The sequence below is a fragment of the Nesterenkonia sp. Act20 genome, assembly GCF_019173455.1.
GTDB lineage: Bacteria > Actinomycetota > Actinomycetes > Actinomycetales > Micrococcaceae > Nesterenkonia.
Genome location: NZ_JADPQH010000001.1, coordinates 1,111,667 through 1,131,702 on the forward strand (window position 1 = coordinate 1,111,667; position 20,036 = coordinate 1,131,702).

Consider the following 20,036-nt stretch of genomic DNA (forward strand, 5'->3'; position numbering starts at 1 on the left):
TTGCGAGTGCGCGCTGAGCTCCTCGTCGCTGGGGAGAGCGCACGCTGCCTGTGTGATTCAGCCTACCTTCTGAGTCGATGGAGCAGACCCCTCCGACGCTGCCCCAGATCCACCCCGGCGAGCGCCGCAATGCCCCGCCGCAGGGCCGATTCAGCGGCGGCTTCGGCCAGCACCTACCCGGCCAGCAGAGCGGCGTCGCAGCCGGAGGCGTCCATGGGCAGGAAGGCCGCGATCCCGCGATCAGGTCCCAGTCGGCGCCAGGTCTGCCCGAGCTGATCCCGCGGTGAACGCCCGATCACCTCGCTGCGCACCTTGTTGATGACCACGTCGACCTGAGCTGCTGCGGTCTCCGGCAGACTGAGCTGGAGATCCTCGATGGCCTTGACTAGCCGCGAGAAGCTCACTGCATCAGCCGCGCCGACGGCGAGGACCCGGTCCGCATGCCGCAGACAGGTCAGCGCGGCGCCATTGCGCTGCGGCGCGAGGGTGTCATAGCTGAGCTCCTCATCCTGTTCCACGCATGCGGCGACGTCGACGATCACGTAGTCATACCGGGTTCTCGCGAGCTGGAGGACAGCCCGCAGGCTGCGCTCGCGAATCTCTGGCCAGCGGGCGGCCCGAGGCAGACCTGAGAGCAGCGCGAGTCGAGCGCCGCTGACCTGAACGGCGGAGGTGGCCGTCTGCAGCGCCTGCGGGTCGAGGCGCCCGAGATCCGCGGCCCGGCAGGCCTGCGCCAACCCTGCGGTCTCTTCCATGAGACCAAGCTGAGGCACGAGCGAGGCTGCCACGGTATCGGCGTCGACGAGCAGGACCTCTTGACCCTGAAGCGCGATCTCAGCGGCCAGGTTCACCGCGACCGTGCTTCGACCCGGGCTTCCGGGCGCACCCCAGACCACGGTGATGCCCTGGATGCAGTGCACGGCTTCTCGGTCGTCTATGCGCGAGTCATCCATCAGCTGGTCATCGCTGGAGCGGTCGATGCTGGGTGGCACAGCCTCGTCGGAGACGCGCTCGACCATGGGCGGATCCATTGATTCGAGAGGAGACGGTTCCTCACCGTGACCCCAACCAGACCATGCACCGGCGCGAGACTCCGCCCCGTGGGACTGGGAGGGCGCCTGGTCGGGATCAGGGGCGGGGTCCTGGTCGGAGTCTTCGGCGGAGGCTGCTGACCGGGCGGGCTGGCGTCCCTGCAGCGCCGCCGCGAGTGCCTCGGCGCCGACGTCGTCGTCGAAGCAGGTGAGCCCGAGATTGCGAAGCCTTGCGCGCTCCTCAGCCACGGCGGAGATGGCGACCACCTGGCGATCCCCCTCCTGCAGGTCCGCGAGCACGGTGGCCGTGAGCAGCTCGGTGCTGCCGATGACCAGAGCTGCGTCAGAGCGGCCAGTGCGACAGACGGCCACGAGCTCCGCAAGGTCCGCACAGCGACGCTCGATCGTCACCGGGCCTTGGAGGCCTTCGACGGCGGCGATATGGTCGGCGCGCAGCGCTCCCGTGGTGACCACCGACCACCGTTGCATCTAACCCTCCTCATCGGCGTCGGACCCGCGTGATTCCGGTTCGGGCGATCCAGCCTCAGGGTCGGGCTCCCCGCCGGCCGGAACCACCGACAGCGACGCCGCGGAGCTTCTCGCGGCGAGCAGCGCCGGCAGCTCCTCGGGATCCACGAGCAGCTCCACCGTGACGACAGCCTGTGCTCCAAAGGTGTTGCTCGCCTCGGTGAGCGCGGCCACCTCGGCTCCCCTGGCGATGCGCTGCACCTCGACCTCCTGCTGCTGACCCACAGCTCCGGCGTCGGCCGCCCACACATCGACCATGCGCGCCGGCTCTACTCCGCGGGCAAGCGCGTGATCGACCTCTACCGTCACGGCTTGCCGGCCCTGCGGGTCGTGAGGTCCGACGGCACGCCGCGGGACCAGCTCACCCTCTTGCACGATGGTGATGATCCGCGATTCCTGTGGGAGCTGCTCGGCGGCCGACAGATAGGAGTCCTGGACCTCGTCGATCTGCACGTCCACCACGCGCAGGTCCTCCACACTCAGCTGGTCCCCGACGGTGAGCAGCCGGTCCGCAGCATAGACCTGCGCGGTGCGGTTCTGCGCCGCGAGCAGGGCGATCACCCCGGAGACTGAGAGCGCAACAATGAGCAGCCCGACCAACAGCCGCGGATCCCGCCAGCTCGGCCGTCGAAGGCGCTCGGCCGCCGGGGCCTCAGGACGTGGCCCATTGCTGTGCACCCTGGGGCTCGAGTCTGTGCTCGGCGAATACGGATTCGGCATGAGGCCTCCCTGCACGTCGCCCTGCTCGTGCTTCGGCGGGGGTGAGCGCGCTTCCGGAGGCCGCCGACGGGGGCGCACAGGCTCAGAATAATACAGCTCGCCCGGCATGGAACCAGTGAGCCGAAAAATGTGGAGGGAAGGCCCCGTTCCGTGGTGGGAATACCCGCCGGAGACGCTGGCCGCTGTGGCATGATGAATGAAACATCATCAAACGTCACCATCCAGTCCCGGACCCTCGGGTCCAGCTATCCACACGCTCAGCACCACGGGGGATCACCATGCGTCGCTTTCTGACCCTGCCGGATGTGGCAGAAGCACTGAACATCTCGATGTCACAGACACGCGCACTGATCAAGACCGGTGACCTCGAAGGAATTCAGATCGGCGGACGCGGCCAATGGAGAGTCGAGGAGGCAAAGCTCGACGAGTACATCGAGCGGCAGTACGCCGCACAGCGAGCCTCCCGCGCCTCAGACTCCGAGAGCCACACGACGTCCACCAAACCCTCTGGCTCCTGACTACCCGGGCTCCGACCCCTGCTCTTCACTCTGCAGCCAACAGACAGAGTGGAGCGGCAGCGTGCGACGGGCAGCGGAGGAGGCCGCGGAGCCACGGTGCGGCTCACCCGCCGTGAACTCGACGATCTCCAGGAAGTCTCGACCCGCGCCGGCGATCAGGCCCTGGGCCAGGAGCCCCTCGCCTCCGTGCACCTGCACCACCGAGCGGTCCCGACTCAGCCGACGAATCGGCTCCATGATGCCCAGGCGACGACGAGTCACGCTGGCTTCCGCCCGAGCCGCAGATCGCTGCATCCCATCCACAGCGCGGAGTGCCGACAGAGGCACCAGCACGCTGTGCTGAGTCAGCGTCCCGGAGAGCCAGTCACTGCCGACGGCCCCGACGCGCACCGCGAGCCGCCGATTGCCCGGCAGCACGAGACTCAGCTGCTGGCCCTGATGGGCACGGAGACGGTCAGCCAGCTCCAACCGAGAGGACTCCAGGCGGGCGGCCTCTGCGACGGCGGCGTCGAACTCCGCCGTCTGGGCAGCGTCCAGCTGTGCTTGAAGATCGGCGAAAAGGGCGTCCCAGCGCATCACTGCCTCGTCTCCAGAACCGGCCGTCAGGTGCCCAGCGTACACACCCCGTGAAGCACGACGCTTGACGACCCGGGCGCACTGTGTACAATTTATCGATATCAAACGTTATCAAACGCACACTAAAGAATCCTGCGGTGAACGTTGTGTCTCCACTTCCAGCTCCCTCAGCCGCCCGGTCGGTACAACGACAGGCCGTCGTTGATCTGCTGTTGAGCGCGGCGATGATCGGAAGCGGTCCAGCTCTCTGGGCCTGCGGAAGCATCATTCTGAACAGTCGCCTCCCCTCCGCTCCGACCTGGCCTTCCAGCGCAGAAGATCCCGCTGCGGCCCTGATGGAGATGGCAACCACCACATGGTCCAGCCTGGGCAGGTCGGGGATGTACTCCGCGGAGGTGACGATCGGACTGCTCGCCGCCAGCGCCGGGCTGCTGGGCTCGCTGATCTCGGTGCTGGCCGTGGGGACATGCCTGTCCCAGGCGCTGGCCCGCCACCACGGAGCGGCTCGAATCGAACATGTCTTGGCAGGACTGACCCCGAAGTTTCTCCAGCGAGCCGCAACCCTCGCGCTGAGCGCGGGTCTCGCCCTGTCCTCCACTGCAGCGGGCGTCTGGGCAGGTCCAGCGAGTCACACGGCGGGTCCACCGAGTCACGCAACACCCGCGGTCGTGCTGACCGCCGAGGCCAGCGACCCCGGTCTCGACACTGCCCTCTTCAGAGAAAGGCACGCAGAAGAGACACAAGAGAAGGAGACACCGATGTCCGGACTCTTCACGCCACACCAGCGGAACTCGACACCTGAGACGAAGCCTCCTCGAGACGCATCGGGCTCCGCAGAGGAGGTTCTCGTGCGGCCTGGCGACACACTCTGGGACATTGCCGCAGAGCATCTGGGATCAGGCGCCACTGATGGGGAGGTCGCTGAAAGCTGGCCGCGCTGGTACGAGACGAACCGACACACCATCGGCGATGATCCCGCGCTCATCCAGCCCGGCATGGTCCTGCTCCCGCCCACCTGAACCTCAGAACCTGACCCTCTGACCTGGTCCGACACTTCAAGGACCCGTCATCCGCCCATCCAGGAGAATCCCATGTCTGCCAGCCCTGCAGGTCAACAACATTCGCCGACACCGTCCGAGACGCAGGAGGCGATCACGATGCTGAGGTCACTCCTCGATGCCGACCCGCTCCTGCGCGGTCGGACCACAGTCATCCCGGCGCCACGGACCATGGGACCCTGGGCGACCGAGCCGTCCGACCAGGACGGCGTCAGGTACCGACTGCGGCGTGAAGACGAAGTGCCGGCCCTCCTCCGACGACTCCGTGGCGCCCCTCGGGGAGAGCCTCAGCCATCGAGCCCTACTGAGCCGCCGACGACCCTGGCTACCTTTCGGGAGGAGCGGCGCCAGATCTGCGCCATCTCCAGAATCGTGTGTCAGGTGACCAGCGAGGTGCTTCTGGGGCTTCGACCCGCGACCCAGTTGAGTCGCTGGATGGATCTCGAAGTCCAGCAGAAGGTGCAGGAGCGTGCTGCGGTGCTGGCGGAGGCGCGCCGGAGCCCTACGCACAGACGCACCCCCGCATCACCACCTGAGCGAGCTGCGGCTGACCGTGGCGCAAGGGTGCCACGACCCCAGCCGCTGCGGTTCGGCACGGTCCGCGCCCAACGCGCAGCCCGGGGTGCGTGGGAGGTCTCAGTGGTGTTCGGGGACGCCACACGCATCCGTGCCTGCGCCATGCGCCTGGAGGCGCACCGCCGTCGCTGGCGCGTGGTCGCCATGGAACTCGGCTGAGCGGACGAGACGACCGGAGTCAGCTGCGAGGATCAGCCCTGGGTCGAGGTCGTGTCCTGCAGGCCGGGAACCCGAAGTCGCTTGCCCGCGGCGAACATGCGGCCATCCTTGACGCCGGGCAGGTTCGGCGCCTTCGTCACCGGTGCTGCTGCGGTGACCTCGGCACTGAAGAGCAGCCGGACCGAATCTTCCCGGACGCTGTCAGCCATGGTCTGGAAGAGCAGAAAGCCCTCGCGCTGGTACTCGACCAGCGGATCGCGCTGCGCCATCGAGCGCAGACCGATGCCTGACTTGAGGTAGTCCATCTCGTAGAGATGCTCCTGCCACTTCTCGTCGATGACGGTCAGCAGCACTCGGCGCTCGAGCTGGCGAATGGCGTTCTCGCCGATCTCCTGGGCCTTCTTCTCATAGGCGATCTTGGCGTCGGAGATGAGCTCACGCTTGAGCATCTTCACGCTGAGCTGATCGATTCCGCCGGCCTCCTCGACCAGGTCCTCGATGCTCAGTGACACCGGGTACAGGGACTTCAACTCTTCCCAGAGCGTCTCGAGGTCCCAGTCCTCGGAAGAGTTGGCCGTGGTCTTCTCCTCGACCATGAGGGTCACGGCGTCCTCGATGAAGTGTTGGACCTTCTCGTGGACGTCGTCGCCCTCGAGGATGCGGCGGCGATCCGAGTAGATCGCCTGACGCTGGCGGTTCATCACGTCGTCGTACTTGAGCACGTTCTTGCGCGTCTCGGTGTTCTGCCCCTCGCGCTGCTGCTGGGCATTGGCGATCGCCGAGGACACGAACTTGTGCTCCACCGGGATCTCATCGTCCATCGCCTTGGAGTTCATGATGCGGGCGGCAGCCGCCTGGTTGAACAGGCGCATCAGATCATCGGTGAGCGAGATGTAGAAACGTGACTCGCCGGGATCACCCTGGCGGCCGGAGCGACCACGCAGCTGATTGTCGATGCGGCGCGACTGGTGGCGCTCAGTGCCGAGCACGTAGAGTCCGCCCAGCTCGCGGACCTGATCGCCGTCGGCCTTGGTCTCGGCCTTGGCCTTGTCGAAGACTTCGTCCCACTTGGCCTCGTAGGCCTCGGCGTCCTCCACCGGGTCCAGACCCAGCTTCTCCATCTCACGGACCGCGTTGAACTCGGCGTTGCCGCCGAGCATGATGTCGGTGCCTCGACCGGCCATGTTGGTGGCCACGGTGACCGCACCCTTGCGACCCGCCTGAGCCACGATGGCGGCCTCGTGCTCGTGGTTCTTCGCGTTGAGCACCTCGTGGCGGATGCCGGCCTTGGCGAGCTTCTTGGAGAGGTACTCCGACTTCTCCACGGACTCACTGCCCACGAGGATGGGCTGGCCCTTCTCATGGCGTTCGATGATGTCCTTGATGACCGCGTCGAACTTCACCACCTCGTTCTTGTAGACGAGGTCGTTGTGGTCGATGCGCTGCAGCGGCCGGTTCGAGGGGATCGGGACCACGCCGAGGTTGTACGTGGACATGAATTCCCCGGCCTCGGTCTCGGCCGTGCCGGTCATGCCGGAGATCTTCGCGTAGCTGCGGAAGTAGTTCTGCAGGGTGACTGTGGCCCGGGTCTGGCTCTCCGGCTTGATCCGGACCTGCTCCTTGGCCTCGATCGCCTGATGCAGGCCTTCGTTGTAGCGACGCCCCTTCAGGATGCGACCGGTGTGCTCATCGACGATGTGCACCTCGCCCTCAGCGACCACATAGTCGGTGTCGCGCTTGAAGAGCTCCTTGGCCTTGATCGCATTGTTCAGGTACTGGATCAGGGTGGTGTTCTGCGTCTCGTAGAGGTTCTCGATGCCGAGGTAGTCCTCGACCTTGTCGATTCCTGACTCGAGCACACCGATGGTGCGCTTCTTCTCGTCGACCTCGTAGTCCTCGTCGATGGTCAGCTTCTTCACGAGTGTCGCAAAATCGGTGTACCAGCGGGAGATGTCCCCGGAGGCCGCGCCCGAGATGATCAGCGGGGTGCGGGCCTCGTCGATGAGGATCGAGTCGATCTCATCGATGATGGCGTAATGATGCTCGCGCTGCACCACGTCGTCGAGCGACTGGGCCATGTTGTCGCGCAGAAAGTCGAAGCCGAACTCGTTGTTCGTGCCGTAGGTGATGTCCGCGGCATAGGCCTCGCGGCGCTCGGCGGGCGGCATGTCATTGGTGATGATCCCGACGTCCAGGCCCAGGAAGCGGTGAACGCGTCCCATGAGCTCAGCCTGGTACTTCGCCAGATAGTCGTTGACCGTGACCACGTGAACACCCTTGCCGGTGAGCGCATTGAGGTACGCCGGTGCGGTGGCGACCAGGGTCTTGCCCTCACCGGTGCCCATCTCGGCGATGTTGCCGAGGTGCAGGGCCGCGCCGCCCATCAGCTGGACGTCGTAGTGGCGCTGACCGAGGGTCCGGTCCGCGGCCTCGCGCACCGTGGCGAAGGCCTCCGGCAGCAGCGAGTTCAGCGTCTCGCCGTCGCGCAGCCGCTCACGGAAGCGTTCAGTCTCGGCGCGCAGCTCGGCGTCGCTGAGTTCCTTGAACTCGTCCTCCAGGAGGTTGACCGCGTCCGCATAGGCGCGCAGAGTCCTAAGGACCTTCTTATCCCCGGTCTTGAGGATTCGTTCAAGCAGAGTGGGCACAGCCAGTTCTCCATCGGTGTCTACTGGTACGGCGGGGATTCATGACGGACATGAAACGCCAGCAACAAGTCTACGCGCTCACCTTCACCCATACGTGAGCGGCGGATTCTCCGACCATATGGGGCTCATCTCCGCATGAGATGCCCCGAGAACCCGCCGCTCAACGCTGGGGTGGGGTGGTGACAGGTCAGAGGGCGTCGGCGTAGTGCGCCGGTGCGCCGTTGTCGGCGTGGTAGTCGCGCTCCTCCACCACCGGAGTCTCGGCTCCATCGGAGTGCTCGTCCAGCGAGATCACCCCGTAGGTCCATCCGCGACGGCGATACACGGCCGAAGGCTGACCGGTCTCCGCGTCGACGAACAGGTAAAAGTCGTGGCCGACCAGCTCCATGGCGTCCACTGCGGCATCCACACTGACCGGACGTGCCGGGAACACCTTGCGCCGGATCTTGACCGTGGACTGCGACTCCGCCTCTTCTTCGGTGGGCGGGACGTCATCGGCCTGCTCCGCGTCGAGGACCTGCTCGTAGAGCGGCCGATCAGTGGCTGCCGGGGCGACGCTCGCCATCGCTGCGGCCACGTCGGGGGCGCCATTATGTGACGCGTGGGCGCGGGACTTCTTCTTGTCTCGGGTGCGGCGAAGACGCTCAGTGAGCTTGTTGATGGCGATCTCAAAGGCGGCGAACTTGTCCCCCGCCTGCGCCTCAGAGCGAATGACCTTGCCGCGTCCGATGACCGTCAGCTCAACGGTGATGCTGGTATCGGCTCGGCGGTGGGAGTTCTCACTGGAAACCTTGATCTCAAGGCGGTGTCCCTTATCCGCGAGCTGCTCGATCTTGCCGAGCTTCTCTTCGACATGCTCCTTGAAAGTGGAGGGGATCGCGATATTTCGGCCAGTGTAGTTGACCTGCAGAGTCATTCTGTCCTCCTCGTATCCGATGTCAGACGCAACGGTGACGGGAGTGCTGTCCCCGTCGCCATCGCGATGGGACCGTATCGAAGTACCCATACCTCAGACTAGATGCACGACGCGATTCACGTCACCCTTTATGCCTCGGGCGAAGCGCTCACCAGCAGAAACTCGTCATCAGCCCCAGGCGACGGCGCTGCGGCAATCACGGCGGCACCGTGGACCGTGGCACCCGCAGCTTCGAGCACCCGGTAGAGCTCCCCCAGGGTCGATCCGCTGGTGAGCACGTCGTCGAGGAGCAGGACATCGGCGCCCGGAAGCACCCGGGCGCCTCGGGCAGTGATCTCGAACGAGCCGACGAGAGAACGACGCCGCGCGCGGGCACCCCGGGACTTCTGTCTCCCCCCGCGAGGATTCAACGAACGCAGGGACGACTTTCTCGACTGCCGAAGCACCCCAGGGGTATAGACGAGCTGTCGATGTCCACTCAGGACACCCCCTCCAGGAGACGACAGGGCGTGCTGGAGCAGCAGCTGCAGAGGATCGAATCCACGGCTGAGCCTCGATTTCAGCGAGGGCGGTGGAGTCACCAAAGTCCACCCAGCGGGTCCAGGGCCCGGCGTCCCGGGCCCGGTCCGCTCGATCGCGAGCTCCACCGAGCGCCGAAGCGCCGGCGCGAGATGGCGGGCGAGCGTGATGGCACCATGATCCTTGAATGCCAGCAGAGCACGCGAGAGAAGACCCTCGTAGCGGCCAGCAGCGGTGACAGGCATCACCAGAACACCCTCGCCGTGGAACAGCAGCGGCAGAGCCAGCGCCTGCTGTTCTGCGGGGAACGGGTGGCGGGTCAGCGCATGGAGGTCTTCGGAGCACTCGAGGCAGAACACTGTTTCCTCGGCACCGCAGCCGTGACACCAGGTGGGACTGAGCAGGCCCAGGGCCCCGCTGGCCGCGGAACGCGCGGACCGCCCGGCGGCGGAGAACCAGGCTCGGTCCGCGGAGTCCGCAATATCAACGGCACGAAGCATGAACACAGTGTGGGCGCACCCTGGCCTCCGAGCGATCCAGACGCTGCGGCTGTGGAGAGCAGGACGTGCCCCCGACGCGGCGCCGGCTCTGGGGAACACTCACGGCGAGCGGGGCGCAGCGCCACTTGCCACTTGCCACCACACACCGAGGCAGGTCCTCAGCCCGGGTACGCCAGGTCCCGGATCTCGATGTCCTCGCTTGCCACCCAGGCGTCGCTGGCAAGGTTCTGGAAAGGCACATCCACCGTCTCTGCGAAAATGATGTCCTGACCCTCACCCACTGAGATGTTCAGCAGTCCCAGCAGCGCAGGGTCCACCCGATTGGCGCCGGTGAGCGTCACCCATTCCGGGGTCATCGGCTCTTCCTCGGAGCTGGCCCAGACGTAGAGGGCGTCCGGGCCCTGCCAGCGGACCTCCTCGAGCTCCACGGAGGTCTGCACGCGCATCGGCTGACCAAGCCCCTGGGGGACGCCGGCGGAGTTGCGGATGACGCCTGCCACGTAGAGGCCACGTTCGCCGTCGTCGTCGAGGATCATGGCTGCCCGGGCGCCATCCTGTGAGATGCGCAGCGAGGTGATCGTCCGGTTTGCCAGCCAGTCGGCGCTGACCTCTGCGCGACCGGGCTCAAGGGACTCGTCATAGGCCACGGCGTGGACGATCGCTTCGCCCCCGGACTCGGAAGCGACCCAGGTCCAGCCGAAGTTATCCATGGAGGGCCGGGTGAGGTTCTCCTCCTCCAGCACCAGATCGGGCTCCCGGTTGGGGCGCAGATGGTAGAGCTCCTCTGCCTCGCCGTCGAGGAAGGCGAAGATATCACTGGCCTCATGGGGCACGGCAGGATCCTGCGGGTCGAGATCCGAAATGTCGGGAAGATTCGCGACGGTGAGGTTGACCTGGTCATTCTGCCGTCTGAGTTCCCCGTCCTCGATGCCGACCTGGGTGGAATCCACCTGCGGCGAGGCGTTGATGTCCAGCCTGTCCTCCTCCGGGAGATCGGCCTCCACGGGGATCTCCAACTCGCGCTGTTCCACCAAGAGCTCGACCTCCTGGACGCTGGTCAGTGAGCCCAGCGCAAGGTCCAGCTGCTCCTGCATCAGCGCCCGCTCAGCGGGTTCCGCAGCCGCGATGCCTTCGGCCGCGAAGTCCACGGCCGCGGTGCCTTCATCCACCGGCACCGAGGCACGTTCGAGCTCAGCTCCGTCCGGGAACGCCGAGACCACGGCGGGCTCCAGGTAGGGAGCCGGTCCTTCGAGCAGCGCCGCGACGATCGCGGAGGAGATGCCCGGACGATTGAGGAACCAGCGCTGATCCGGCACGGCATAGCGCAGCTGCGGATCGAAGTAATACAGCGTGTGCGGCCGGAAGACCTGATCCACGGTGCCAGCGAGCAGCATCGTCCCGTCCGGCGCATCGGTGATGCGCCACTGGCTCCCGACCTGCTCCAGCGTGAAGTCAAGGCTCTCCGTGGAGCGTTCTGGAAGACGGGTCCGGATGCCGCTGGAATCGATGATCGACTCGACGGAAAGCTGGACGTTCCGGGTGTTCTCACCGGAGAACTGGATGGGAAACTGATCCTCCGTGAAGACGACAGTGCGCGCGTCGGGCCGCCACTCCCTCGCGGCCTCCGGCGACATGAACTGCCGTGCCACGGCGTAGTCATCCTGGGGGCCCGCCCCGGCGCGGATGAATCCATCGACGATCTCTTCCGGGGAGGCGTCGGGCTTCGGCGGCTCAGCCAGGGGCGCGTAGTTGAATCCGGGATCGGCATCGGGAGCCGAGGTCCCGACGGGGCCGTCTGTGGGCAGCATCGGAGAGCACGCACCGAGCATCAGCATCACCGCCGTCATGACAGCCACCAGACGGGCAGGCGCGGCGGGGCGCCCAGAGGCCGCAGCGGGACGACGACGACTCATGACTCCTCCTTGTGCGGGTAGAGCGCCTGCTCATTGATCCGGTCATGTTCAGGGTCGCCCGTCACGGTGGCCTGCGGAATGGCCTCGATGCGGTGCCGGTCAGAGGCGCGGTAGACCGGCGGCAGCGCCATGGGCGAGGCACGGTAGGGCACGCTCTGCCGTCGCGGGAGGACGAGTCGGAAGCAGGAGCCCTGGCCCTTCTGGCCCCAGGCGTCCAGGGCGCCCTGGTGCAGACGTGTGTCCTCGGTGGCGATGGAGAGACCGAGCCCCGAGCCGCCGGTGGTGCGCGCCCGGGCGGGGTCTGCGCGCCAGAAGCGGTCGAAGACGTGCGCCACCTCGGAGGGGCTCATGCCGATGCCGTGGTCACGCACCGAGATGCCGACGGCGGTCGGGCTGGACGCGATGATGAGATCCACCGGACGAGCCTCTGCATGCTCGATGGCGTTGTTCACCAGATTCCGCAGGATGCGACTGATCCGGCGCGCATCCACCTCGGCCAAGAAGCCCTCTCCCTGGATCACCAGTCCCAGAGGCGTGTGCGAGCTCTCCGCCAGAGGCTTCGAGCTCACCAGCACCTCGCGGCAGAGGGCCAGCAGGTCAATCTCCGCGGTGGCCAGTTCAGCGGCGCCGGCATCGAAGCGCGACATCTCCAGCAGATCCGAGAGCAGCGCCTGGAACCGCTCGACCTGGTGGTACAACAGCTCGGCGGAGCGCTGGTTGATGGGATCGAAATCGTCGCGTGATTCATGCAGCACCTCGGCAGCCATCCGCACCGTGGTCAGCGGTGTTCGCAGCTCGTGGGAGACATCGGAGACGAAGCGCTGCTGCATCTTGGAGAGATTCGCCAGCCGGGTGATCTGCTCCTGCAGATTCGAGGCCATGCGGTTGAAGGAGAGCCCCAGTCGGGCGATCTCGTCCTCACCCCGCACGGCGAGACGCTGATCAAGCTGGCCATCAGCGATGCGCTCCGAGACCTCAGCCGCCTGCGAGACCGGACGCACCACGGAGCGTGCCACCCAGGCGGCGATGGCCATATTGATCAACAGGATCGCGACCCCCGCTGCCAGCATGGTGCGGAAGACGAAGGAGACATTTTCCTGTACTGGGGAGAAGTCGTAGACGAAGTAGAGCGCATAGGGGTTGCCCTGAACATCCACCTGAGTGCCGAAGGCGACCCCGGGCGCCACGCCGGCGCTCTCCTCATCCTCGAGTGCCACCGCCTGCCAGTACTGCCCCTGACCCTCGGCGATGGCATCACGCAGCTCCGGGGAGATCGCGGTGGAGAGGGCCTCGCTGCTGGAGATGCCATCGATATAGAGGTTCTCTCCACTCTCCAGGGGCAGGAGCATGGCGTCACGCCGAATGTCCGCACCGCTCTCGCCGACATCCTGGAGGACGGCCCCGATGTCCTGCTGAGCCTCAGAGCGGCTTCCGGCGTTTAGCGCAGAGATGTTGCTCCGCACCTCGTCGAGGCCAGCCGTGGCCTCGCGCTCCGCCTGATCAAAGCGCTCCTGAAAGAGACCAGAGGTGACCTGCTGCACCAGGAAGGCCGCCACTGCGAGCGTGCTGATCATGGTCAGCAGACCCGTGAAGAAGACCGCACGGATCAGCAGCGAACGCGCCCAGATCCTGGGGAACTCCGTGACCCGACGGATGCCGCGCGACACCCGGCCCCGGTCAGGCCCCGACGAATCAGCGTGGGCACGCCCGCCCGCTGCGCTGGTGTCCCCGCTTCCGGCCACAGCGTCCTGGTCACCGGCCTGCGGGGACCTCACCCGGTCACGGATGACCGGAATGCTGCCCGTCGAGGCCGCTGAGGCTCGAGAGGCGAGGTGATCTGTGGAGTTCTCCGATTCAGGAGGAATGACTACCCCTGCCCTCCGGCCTTATAGCCCACGCCGCGCACGGTCTGCACGATCTCGGGGTTCTCCGGATCCTTCTCGATCTTGGAACGAAGTCGCTGCACGTGGACGTTGACCAGACGAGTATCCGCCTGGTGGCGGTAGCCCCAGACCTCCTCGAGGAGCATCTCGCGGTTCCACACCTGCCAGGGCTTCTTCGCCAAGGCAGTGAGCAGGTCGAATTCGAGCGGGGTTAGCGAGATGCGGCTCTCTCCCCGACGCACCTCGTGGCCGGCGACGTCGATGCTGAGGTCGCCGATGGACAGGGTCTCCCCCTCCGGACGGGCCCCGTGATCGGCCGGACGCAGCCGAGCCCGCACGCGAGCGACCAGCTCGGCAGGCTTGAACGGCTTGGGCACGTAGTCGTCGGCACCGGCTTCAAGTCCACGGACGACGTCGGCGGTGTCGGATTTGGCCGTCAGCATGATCACCGGAGTATCGGCCTCATCGCGGATCTGGCGGCATACCTCGATGCCGTCCTTGCCGGGAAGCATCAGGTCCAGCAGGACCACATCGGGCTTGGAGCTGTGGAAGGTCTCCAGGGCATCGTCACCGTTGAAGCAGAACGTCGGCTCGAATCCTTCATTGCGCAGCACAATGCCGATCATCTCGGCCAACGCTTCGTCGTCGTCGACGACCAGGATCCTGGCTTTCATCTGCTCTCCGTCCATTGAGGTCCTGCGGCACAGCGCCTCACGCGCGCAGGTTGGTGCGCGTTTCCACACAGCACCGCGTTCAGGATATATGAGAGCGGTAGGCTGGGCGCGGAGGGCACTCGCGCAGGCGCGCTTGAGGAGGGGCAATGATCCGCACGGCGGCGACACACCGTGGTGCTCGACGTGCGTCGAGCACCACTTCTTCGCCGTCCTCCCCGGGCCTGTCCGACGGCTCACCCGACGCAGAGCTGTTGAGTCCAGGAAGCGTCTTCCCGTTGCGCCGGATGGTCGCCGACGAGCTCTTCAGCGCCGCCGTGGCGGTGATCCGACGCTCCCCACGGGCAGTGCTCGGCGTCCCGTTCCTGGCTGGCCTGCTGAACTTCGGCTTCACGCTCGCGCTGATGGTGCTGATGCCCTCATCCTCCTTCATGCGCATGCTCACCGATCCCGCGGCATTCGAGGATCCGGACCTCGCTCTGGGCATAGCCTCCGACACAGCATTCATCTGGCTCACACTCGCCAGCGGAATGCTGACCTCGCTGGTGCTCACGACAGCCGCGGCCTTCATGATCCTTCCGACGCTGCGGGCCGCCTATGGCCTGCCCACCTCCATGGGGCAGACCATGCGACTTCGATGGGGCAGGATCGGCCCCGTCGTGGTCAACCTGATCGTGCTCGGCCTGCTGCTGAGCGTCTTCGCGCTGCCGGTGATCGTCGTCGCCGTGCTGCTGCTGGTCATCACGCTGTTCATCGGCGCCGTGGTGGTCTTCCCCGCGCTCTTCCTCGCCCTGTGCTGGGTCACGGCCGCGGTGATGTACTCCCCTGCCGCGGTGATCGTGGAACGGCGGGGTCCGCTGGCGGCGATCGCACGGTCCTGGCGCCTCAACCGTGGCCGCTGGTGGAGGAACATCGGGCTGGTGGCGCTGCTCTACGTGATCCTGGGCATCGTGTTCACCATCGCCTCCGCCCCGCTGATGATCACCGTGGCCGCCGCCGACCTCCTGCAGGGCTCGGCGCTGCCCGCCGCCTCAGGCGAATGGGCCGGGTTCCTGGTCTTCGCGCTCACCGAGCTCTACGGCACCGTGGTGACCACGCTGTTCATCGGCGTCGTCGGGACCGTGGTCGCTCTGATGTACCTCAACGCCAGAATCCGGCAGGAGGCACTGGACGTGACGCTGCTCGCGGCCGCGGAGACCACGCCGAGCTGGCGAGAGCGGCCCCAGGAGGACCAGCTGGTCCCCGGTTCCATCGAGCACCTCCACCAGCACTTCCAGCAGCCCTCCCCGCAACAGCCCTCCCCGCAGCACCCGGCCACCCAGCATCAGGGGGTGGATCAGCATGCAGCTCGAACGTGATGAGGCCAGTCGGCTGCTCGAGGAGGAGCTCAGCGACCCACGATATCAGCGCGACGCGACGGGCCCGCTGCGCGAGACGGCGGACCGATTCTTCGCCTGGCTGGACCAGATGCAGCTGAACCTGGGACCGGTGGAGCTTCCGCTGGGTCCCATCCTGCTGCTGGGCCTGCTGCTGGCCGCCATCATCCTCTGCATCGTGCTGGTCCGTCCGCGGCTGCAGCGCGGGGCAGAGACCGAGGAGCTGGGCCTGAGTCCGGCGAGTGTCACCGCGGCGGCGCTGCGTGGGCAGGCAGAGGCCCACGCCGCCGTCGGCCGCTTCGATGAGGCCTGCCGCGAGCGCTTCCGCGCGATCATCCGCGCCGCCGAGGAGCGGCAGGACCTCGCGGAACAGGCCGGACGCACCGCCACCGAGGCCGGCCAGGCGCTGGCGCAGGTTCACCCGGAGGAGGCTGCACCCGCAGCGCGCGCCGCGGAGCTGTTCAATTACTCGCGCTACGGCGGCCGGTCTCTGCAACGAGCCGACTACGACACGCTGCTCGCCTTCGACCAGCGCCTCGAGCGGCCGGTGGGTCAACGTCCCGGGCAGCTCTCGGGCCAGCCCCGCGAAGAGCACTATGAAGAGCACGGCGCAGAGCAGGCGGTGAGCAGATGACGACGGCGACGCTGGGCTCCGCGGTGCGCTCCGGCTTCCAGCGCTGGCAGTTCTGGCTGCTCCTGCTGGTGCTCGGTCTTCTCTCCGTGATGCTGGTCCAGGCCATGGCCGAGGAGGATATGGACCGGTACGGCCTGGAGAACACCTCGCTGGACGGCTATGCCGCACTGGCGCAGGTCCTCGCAGACCAGGGAGTCACGCTGCACCCCGCCACCTCCGCACAGACCGCCGAGGAGCTCATGCAGCAGCACCCCGAGGCTGCGCTGGCGGTCCTCTCCCGGGGAGACGTGCCGGACGAGGAGTTCCTGGAACGGCTGCGCCAGGGCCCGGATCGCCCGGTGGTGCTGCTGGATGAATCTGCGCAGCTGGTCAGCGCCCTGTTTCTCGAAGCAGAGGTCAGCTACGCCGGGGCCCACGCAGGGGGCGGCCCGATGGAGGAGGCGACCCTGGAGGCCGGCGCGCAGTGTTCCATTCCTGCGGCCGTCACAGCGCAAGACCTGCGCGCCCCGGGAGCACTCTTCTACAGCGAAGGCCCCGGATGCTTCACCGGATTCGAGGACGGCACAGGGCCGGCCCAGGCTCTCGTGGAGACTCCGGCAGGGCTGCTCTTCGGAGCCCCCGAGGCGTTCAGCAATCACGACATCACCCAAGTCGGCAACGCCGCACTGGCGCTCTCGCTGTTCGGCGAGCGCGAGGAGCTCATCTGGTACACCCCGATGGGATTGGACGCGCTGGGCGCCGAGGACTGGGCCTCTCCCACCGAGCTGCTTCCCGGCTGGGTGTTTCCGCTGGCCTGGTGGCTGCTGCTGTGCGCCCTCGTGCTGATGCTCGTGATGGGTCGCCGTCCGGGCCCGGTGGTCGGTGAGCCGCTGCCGGTCCGGGTCCCCGGAGCGGAGACCGCCGAGGGACGCGGACGGATGTATCAGAGCGCCAATGCCGTGGAGGCCTCGGCGCAGACCCTGCGCAGCGCGCACCTGATCCGACTCGCCCGGCTGCTCCGTCTGGGCTCCGCTCCAGCTGAATCGAGCATCCTGGAGGCAGCCGCGCGGCAGGTGCGCCGCGATCCCGCCGAGGTTGCCGAGCTCTTCGGCCGGCGGCCGCGCAACAACGCCGAGCTGGTGGCCTATGCGCAGGCTTTGGGGACCTTGGAGGCAGACGCCGAGCATGCGGTGCTCACTGCGCACACCCGGTCCCGCACCGTACCCGCCCGGCCAGAGGCTCCACCAGACCCAGCAGCAGACCCATCGCCGGGACCAGCCGCAGACCCCCTGTCGGACTTCCAGCAGAATCCACCCCGGAACACCCAGCCCGACTCTCAGCAAGGGAAGAACAGCAGCAATGACTGAACCTCTTAACGGCTCCCCACACACCCAGGAAGCGTCCGCGCCCGGCTACCCCGCTGCGGGAGCCTCGCCTGGACACACCGGAACGTCTACGCAGGAGCAGCATCAGCTCCGCGACAGGTTTCAGCAGGTCCGCGTCGAGGTGGCGAAGGCCGTGGTCGGTCAGGACACGGCGGTGACCAGCGTGCTGATCGGGCTGCTGGTGCGCGGCCACGTGCTGCTCGAAGGTGTCCCCGGCGTGGCCAAGACCCTTCTGGTCCGCGCGATCTCTGCCTCGCTGAGCCTGGACACGGCTCGGGTCCAGTTCACTCCGGATCTCATGCCCGGTGACGTCACCGGCTCCCTGGTCTATGACTCCACGACGGGAGACTTCAGCTTCCGCGAGGGACCGGTGTTCACGAACCTGATGCTGGCTGATGAGATCAACCGCACGCCGCCGAAGACCCAGGCCTCGCTGCTCGAGGCCATGGAGGAGCGTCAGGTCTCGGTGGACGGGATCAGCCGCCCGCTGCCGGATCCCTTCCTGGTGGCCGCCACGCAGAACCCCGTGGAGTATGAGGGCACCTACCCGCTGCCGGAGGCCCAGCTGGACCGCTTCCTGTTGAAGGTGCACCTGGATCTGCCCCAGCGCGGTGAGGAGATCGAGGTCATTCGCCGCCACGCCGCAGGCTTCAACCCCTCGGACCTCGCCGGCGCCGGGGTCACCGCCGTGGCCGGCGCCGCCGATGTGATCGCCGCACGCGCGCAGGTCAGTCAGGTCTCGATCGCGCCCGAGGTGCTCGCGTACATCGTCGATCTCGCCCGAGCCACCCGGGAGACCCCCAGCTTCCAGCTGGGCGTCTCACCCCGCGGCGCCACGGCTCTGATGAACGCCTCCCGCGCTTGGGCCTGGCTCTCCGGGCGCGATTTCATCACCCCGGATGACATCAAGGCGCTGGCCCCGGCCTGTCTGCGCCACCGCGTCGCGCTGCGTCCCGAGGCCGCGATGGACGGGGTCAGCATCGATGATGTGCTGCAGTCCATCCTGGCCACCGTGCCGGTTCCGCGCTGAGGCGTCCCGATGGTGCTGACCCGACGCTTCCTGTACGTGACGCTGGGACTCAGCGCCGTCGTCGTCGTGCTGCCTGGATGGGAGACCCTGCTCGGCTGCGCGGTGCTGCTGGTGCTGCTCGCGGCTCTCGATATGGCGCTGGCAGGGTCTCCGCGCCGCGTGAGCGTGGAGCGGCTGCCGAGCACACCCGTGCGGCTCGGACAGCCGACGACGGCGAGCACCGCGCTGCACCATCACGGCTCACGTCGGCTGCGCGGGCAGGTCAAGGACGGCTGGCAGCCCTCGGCCGGAGCACGGCGACCGATCGCTCCTGTGGACCTGGACCCGGGTCGGACCCGACGGATCGAGACCCCGCTGCGGCCCTCACGCCGCGGAGACCTGCACAGCGAGCACGTCAGCGTGCGCTCGATCGGACCGCTGGGTCTGGCTGGCCGTCAGGTGGTCCACCGGGTGCCGCACACCCTGCGCGTGCTGCCGCCCTTCCACTCCCGGAGACATCTGCCCTCGAAGCTGCAGCGGCTGAGGGAGCTCGACGGCGCCACCGCGGTTCAGATCCGCGGCGCGGGGCACGAGTTCGATTCGCTGCGGGACTACGTGCGCGGCGATGACGTCCGCTCCATCGACTGGCGGGCCACCGCGCGCCGTCAGTCCTCACAGGGTCAACATCTGGTGGTGCGGACGTGGCGTCCCGAGCGGGATCGCCGGGTGATCCTCGCCCTGGACTCCTCCCGCACCTCCGCGGTCCGGATCGAGGACGAGCCGCGGCTGGACTCGGGAATGGAGGCGGCGCTGCTGCTCGGCGCCCTGGCCTCCGGAGCCGGTGACCGAGTGGACTTCTTCGCCTTTGACCGAGGGCTGAGCGGCCAGGCTCGGTCGGGGATGCGCGGTGACCTGCTGCACCGGATGGCCGATGCGATGTCTTCAGTTCAGCCGCGGCTGGTCGAGGCGGACTTCTCTCAGCTGCCGGCCCAGGTGCGCGCGGTCACCGCTCAGCGCAGCCTGCTCGTGGTGCTGACCTCGCTGGACTCCGGTTCCCTGGAAGAGGGTCTGCTGCCGGTGCTGCCCGCCCTCGTGCAAAGGCACCTCGTCGTCCTGGCGGCGGTGCGCGACCCCGAGCTCGACCGCCGAGCTCGGGCGCGGGAGACCACCAGCGAGGTCTATCGAGCGGCGGCCGCAGAACGTGGACTGATCGAGAAGGAGGCGCTGCGGCGCCAGCTGAGCTCGCTCGGCGTGGAGGTCGTCGAGGCCACGCCCCACCAGCTGCCGCCCCAGCTCGCCGACACTTATATCCGTCTCAAGGCTTCCGGTCGGCTGTGAGACCGTCCTGACCGGCGGGAATGCGCCGACCCCCTGGGTTGCTGAATACTGGGCACCAGCCTCGGCACGGCCGCCGAGCGCATCCTCGAACTGAAAGTCATC

Annotated in this window: 17 protein-coding genes and 1 pseudogene; 9 read left to right on the forward strand and 9 right to left on the reverse strand. The window is 67.2% G+C overall.

Annotation, left to right across the window (positions count from 1 at the left end; genetic code table 11):
- Positions 1–173: 173 nt before the first annotated feature.
- Together IY716_RS05155 and IY716_RS05160 are read right to left on the reverse strand one after the other, a co-directional pair.
- Positions 174–1,520, reverse strand: a complete 1,347-nt coding sequence (locus tag IY716_RS05155) for an AAA family ATPase (protein ID WP_218220498.1) — start codon at positions 1,518–1,520, stop codon at positions 174–176.
- Positions 1,521–2,279 carry a hypothetical protein gene (locus IY716_RS05160; RefSeq protein ID WP_218220499.1) on the reverse strand — a complete coding sequence of 253 codons (759 nt, stop codon included), beginning with the start codon at positions 2,277–2,279 and terminating at the stop codon, positions 1,521–1,523.
- 278 nt (positions 2,280–2,557) lie between these two features.
- Between IY716_RS05160 and IY716_RS05165 the strand changes: the two genes are divergently transcribed.
- Positions 2,558–2,797, forward strand: coding sequence for a helix-turn-helix domain-containing protein (locus tag IY716_RS05165; RefSeq protein ID WP_218220500.1), 240 nt, complete (start codon positions 2,558–2,560; stop codon positions 2,795–2,797).
- Here IY716_RS05165 and IY716_RS05170 read toward each other — a convergent pair whose 3' ends face one another.
- Positions 2,798–3,373: a hypothetical protein gene (locus tag IY716_RS05170; RefSeq protein ID WP_218220501.1), complete on the reverse strand. Its 576-nt coding sequence runs from the start codon at positions 3,371–3,373 to the stop codon at positions 2,798–2,800.
- Between the two features lie 341 nt (positions 3,374–3,714).
- Here IY716_RS05170 and IY716_RS05175 point away from each other — a divergent pair, with 341 nt between their 5' ends.
- A complete protein-coding gene (locus tag IY716_RS05175; RefSeq protein WP_218220502.1) occupies positions 3,715–4,392 on the forward strand; it encodes a LysM peptidoglycan-binding domain-containing protein in 678 nt (225 codons plus the stop codon).
- A 210-nt stretch (positions 4,393–4,602) separates the two neighbouring features.
- Positions 4,603–5,166 carry an Rv3235 family protein gene (locus tag IY716_RS13710; RefSeq protein WP_255316630.1) on the forward strand — a complete coding sequence of 188 codons (564 nt, stop codon included), beginning with the start codon at positions 4,603–4,605 and terminating at the stop codon, positions 5,164–5,166.
- Positions 5,167–5,225: 59 nt separating this feature from the next.
- Here the strand turns inward: IY716_RS13710 and secA are convergent.
- From secA to mtrB, 5 genes and pseudogenes are all read right to left on the reverse strand, one after another.
- Positions 5,226–7,811, reverse strand: a pseudogene (gene secA, locus IY716_RS05185) (preprotein translocase subunit SecA); the annotation flags it as partial.
- 187 nt (positions 7,812–7,998) lie between these two features.
- Positions 7,999–8,727, reverse strand: a complete 729-nt coding sequence (hpf, locus tag IY716_RS05190; RefSeq protein WP_218220505.1) for a ribosome hibernation-promoting factor, HPF/YfiA family — start codon at positions 8,725–8,727, stop codon at positions 7,999–8,001.
- Positions 8,728–8,855: 128 nt separating this feature from the next.
- Positions 8,856–9,746, reverse strand: a complete 891-nt coding sequence (locus IY716_RS05195) for a ComF family protein (protein ID WP_218220506.1) — start codon at positions 9,744–9,746, stop codon at positions 8,856–8,858.
- Between the two features lie 158 nt (positions 9,747–9,904).
- Entirely contained in the window at positions 9,905–11,659 is a 1,755-nt protein-coding gene (locus IY716_RS05200) for an LpqB family beta-propeller domain-containing protein (RefSeq protein ID WP_218220507.1), read from the reverse strand.
- Positions 11,656–13,233, reverse strand: a complete 1,578-nt coding sequence (gene mtrB, locus IY716_RS05205; RefSeq protein ID WP_218220508.1) for an MtrAB system histidine kinase MtrB — start codon at positions 13,231–13,233, stop codon at positions 11,656–11,658. The genes IY716_RS05200 and mtrB overlap by 4 nt, the downstream gene beginning before the upstream one ends.
- Between mtrB and IY716_RS05210 the strand changes: the two genes are divergently transcribed.
- Positions 13,232–13,495: a hypothetical protein gene (locus tag IY716_RS05210; protein ID WP_218220509.1), complete on the forward strand. Its 264-nt coding sequence runs from the start codon at positions 13,232–13,234 to the stop codon at positions 13,493–13,495. The genes mtrB and IY716_RS05210 overlap by 2 nt on opposite strands.
- Positions 13,496–13,526: 31 nt before the next feature.
- Here IY716_RS05210 and mtrA read toward each other — a convergent pair whose 3' ends face one another.
- Positions 13,527–14,216: an MtrAB system response regulator MtrA gene (mtrA, locus tag IY716_RS05215; RefSeq protein WP_218220510.1), complete on the reverse strand. Its 690-nt coding sequence runs from the start codon at positions 14,214–14,216 to the stop codon at positions 13,527–13,529.
- A gap of 146 nt (positions 14,217–14,362) precedes the next feature.
- Here mtrA and IY716_RS05220 point away from each other — a divergent pair, with 146 nt between their 5' ends.
- From IY716_RS05220 to IY716_RS05240, 5 genes are read left to right on the forward strand one after another with little or no spacing between them, the layout of a single operon-like run.
- Positions 14,363–15,571, forward strand: a complete 1,209-nt coding sequence (locus IY716_RS05220) for a hypothetical protein (RefSeq protein ID WP_218220511.1) — start codon at positions 14,363–14,365, stop codon at positions 15,569–15,571.
- Entirely contained in the window at positions 15,555–16,223 is a 669-nt protein-coding gene (locus IY716_RS05225) for a DUF4129 domain-containing protein (protein ID WP_218220512.1), read from the forward strand. The genes IY716_RS05220 and IY716_RS05225 overlap by 17 nt, the downstream gene beginning before the upstream one ends.
- Positions 16,220–17,569, forward strand: coding sequence for a DUF4350 domain-containing protein (locus tag IY716_RS05230; protein ID WP_218220513.1), 1,350 nt, complete (start codon positions 16,220–16,222; stop codon positions 17,567–17,569). The genes IY716_RS05225 and IY716_RS05230 overlap by 4 nt, the downstream gene beginning before the upstream one ends.
- Positions 17,562–18,617 carry a MoxR family ATPase gene (locus tag IY716_RS05235; RefSeq protein ID WP_218220514.1) on the forward strand — a complete coding sequence of 352 codons (1,056 nt, stop codon included), beginning with the start codon at positions 17,562–17,564 and terminating at the stop codon, positions 18,615–18,617. Before IY716_RS05230 ends, IY716_RS05235 begins: the two co-directional genes overlap by 8 nt.
- 9 nt (positions 18,618–18,626) lie before the next feature.
- Positions 18,627–19,934 (forward strand): DUF58 domain-containing protein, encoded by a 1,308-nt coding sequence (locus IY716_RS05240; protein ID WP_218220515.1) that lies wholly within the window; start codon positions 18,627–18,629, stop codon positions 19,932–19,934.
- The last annotated feature ends 102 nt before the right edge of the window (positions 19,935–20,036 follow it).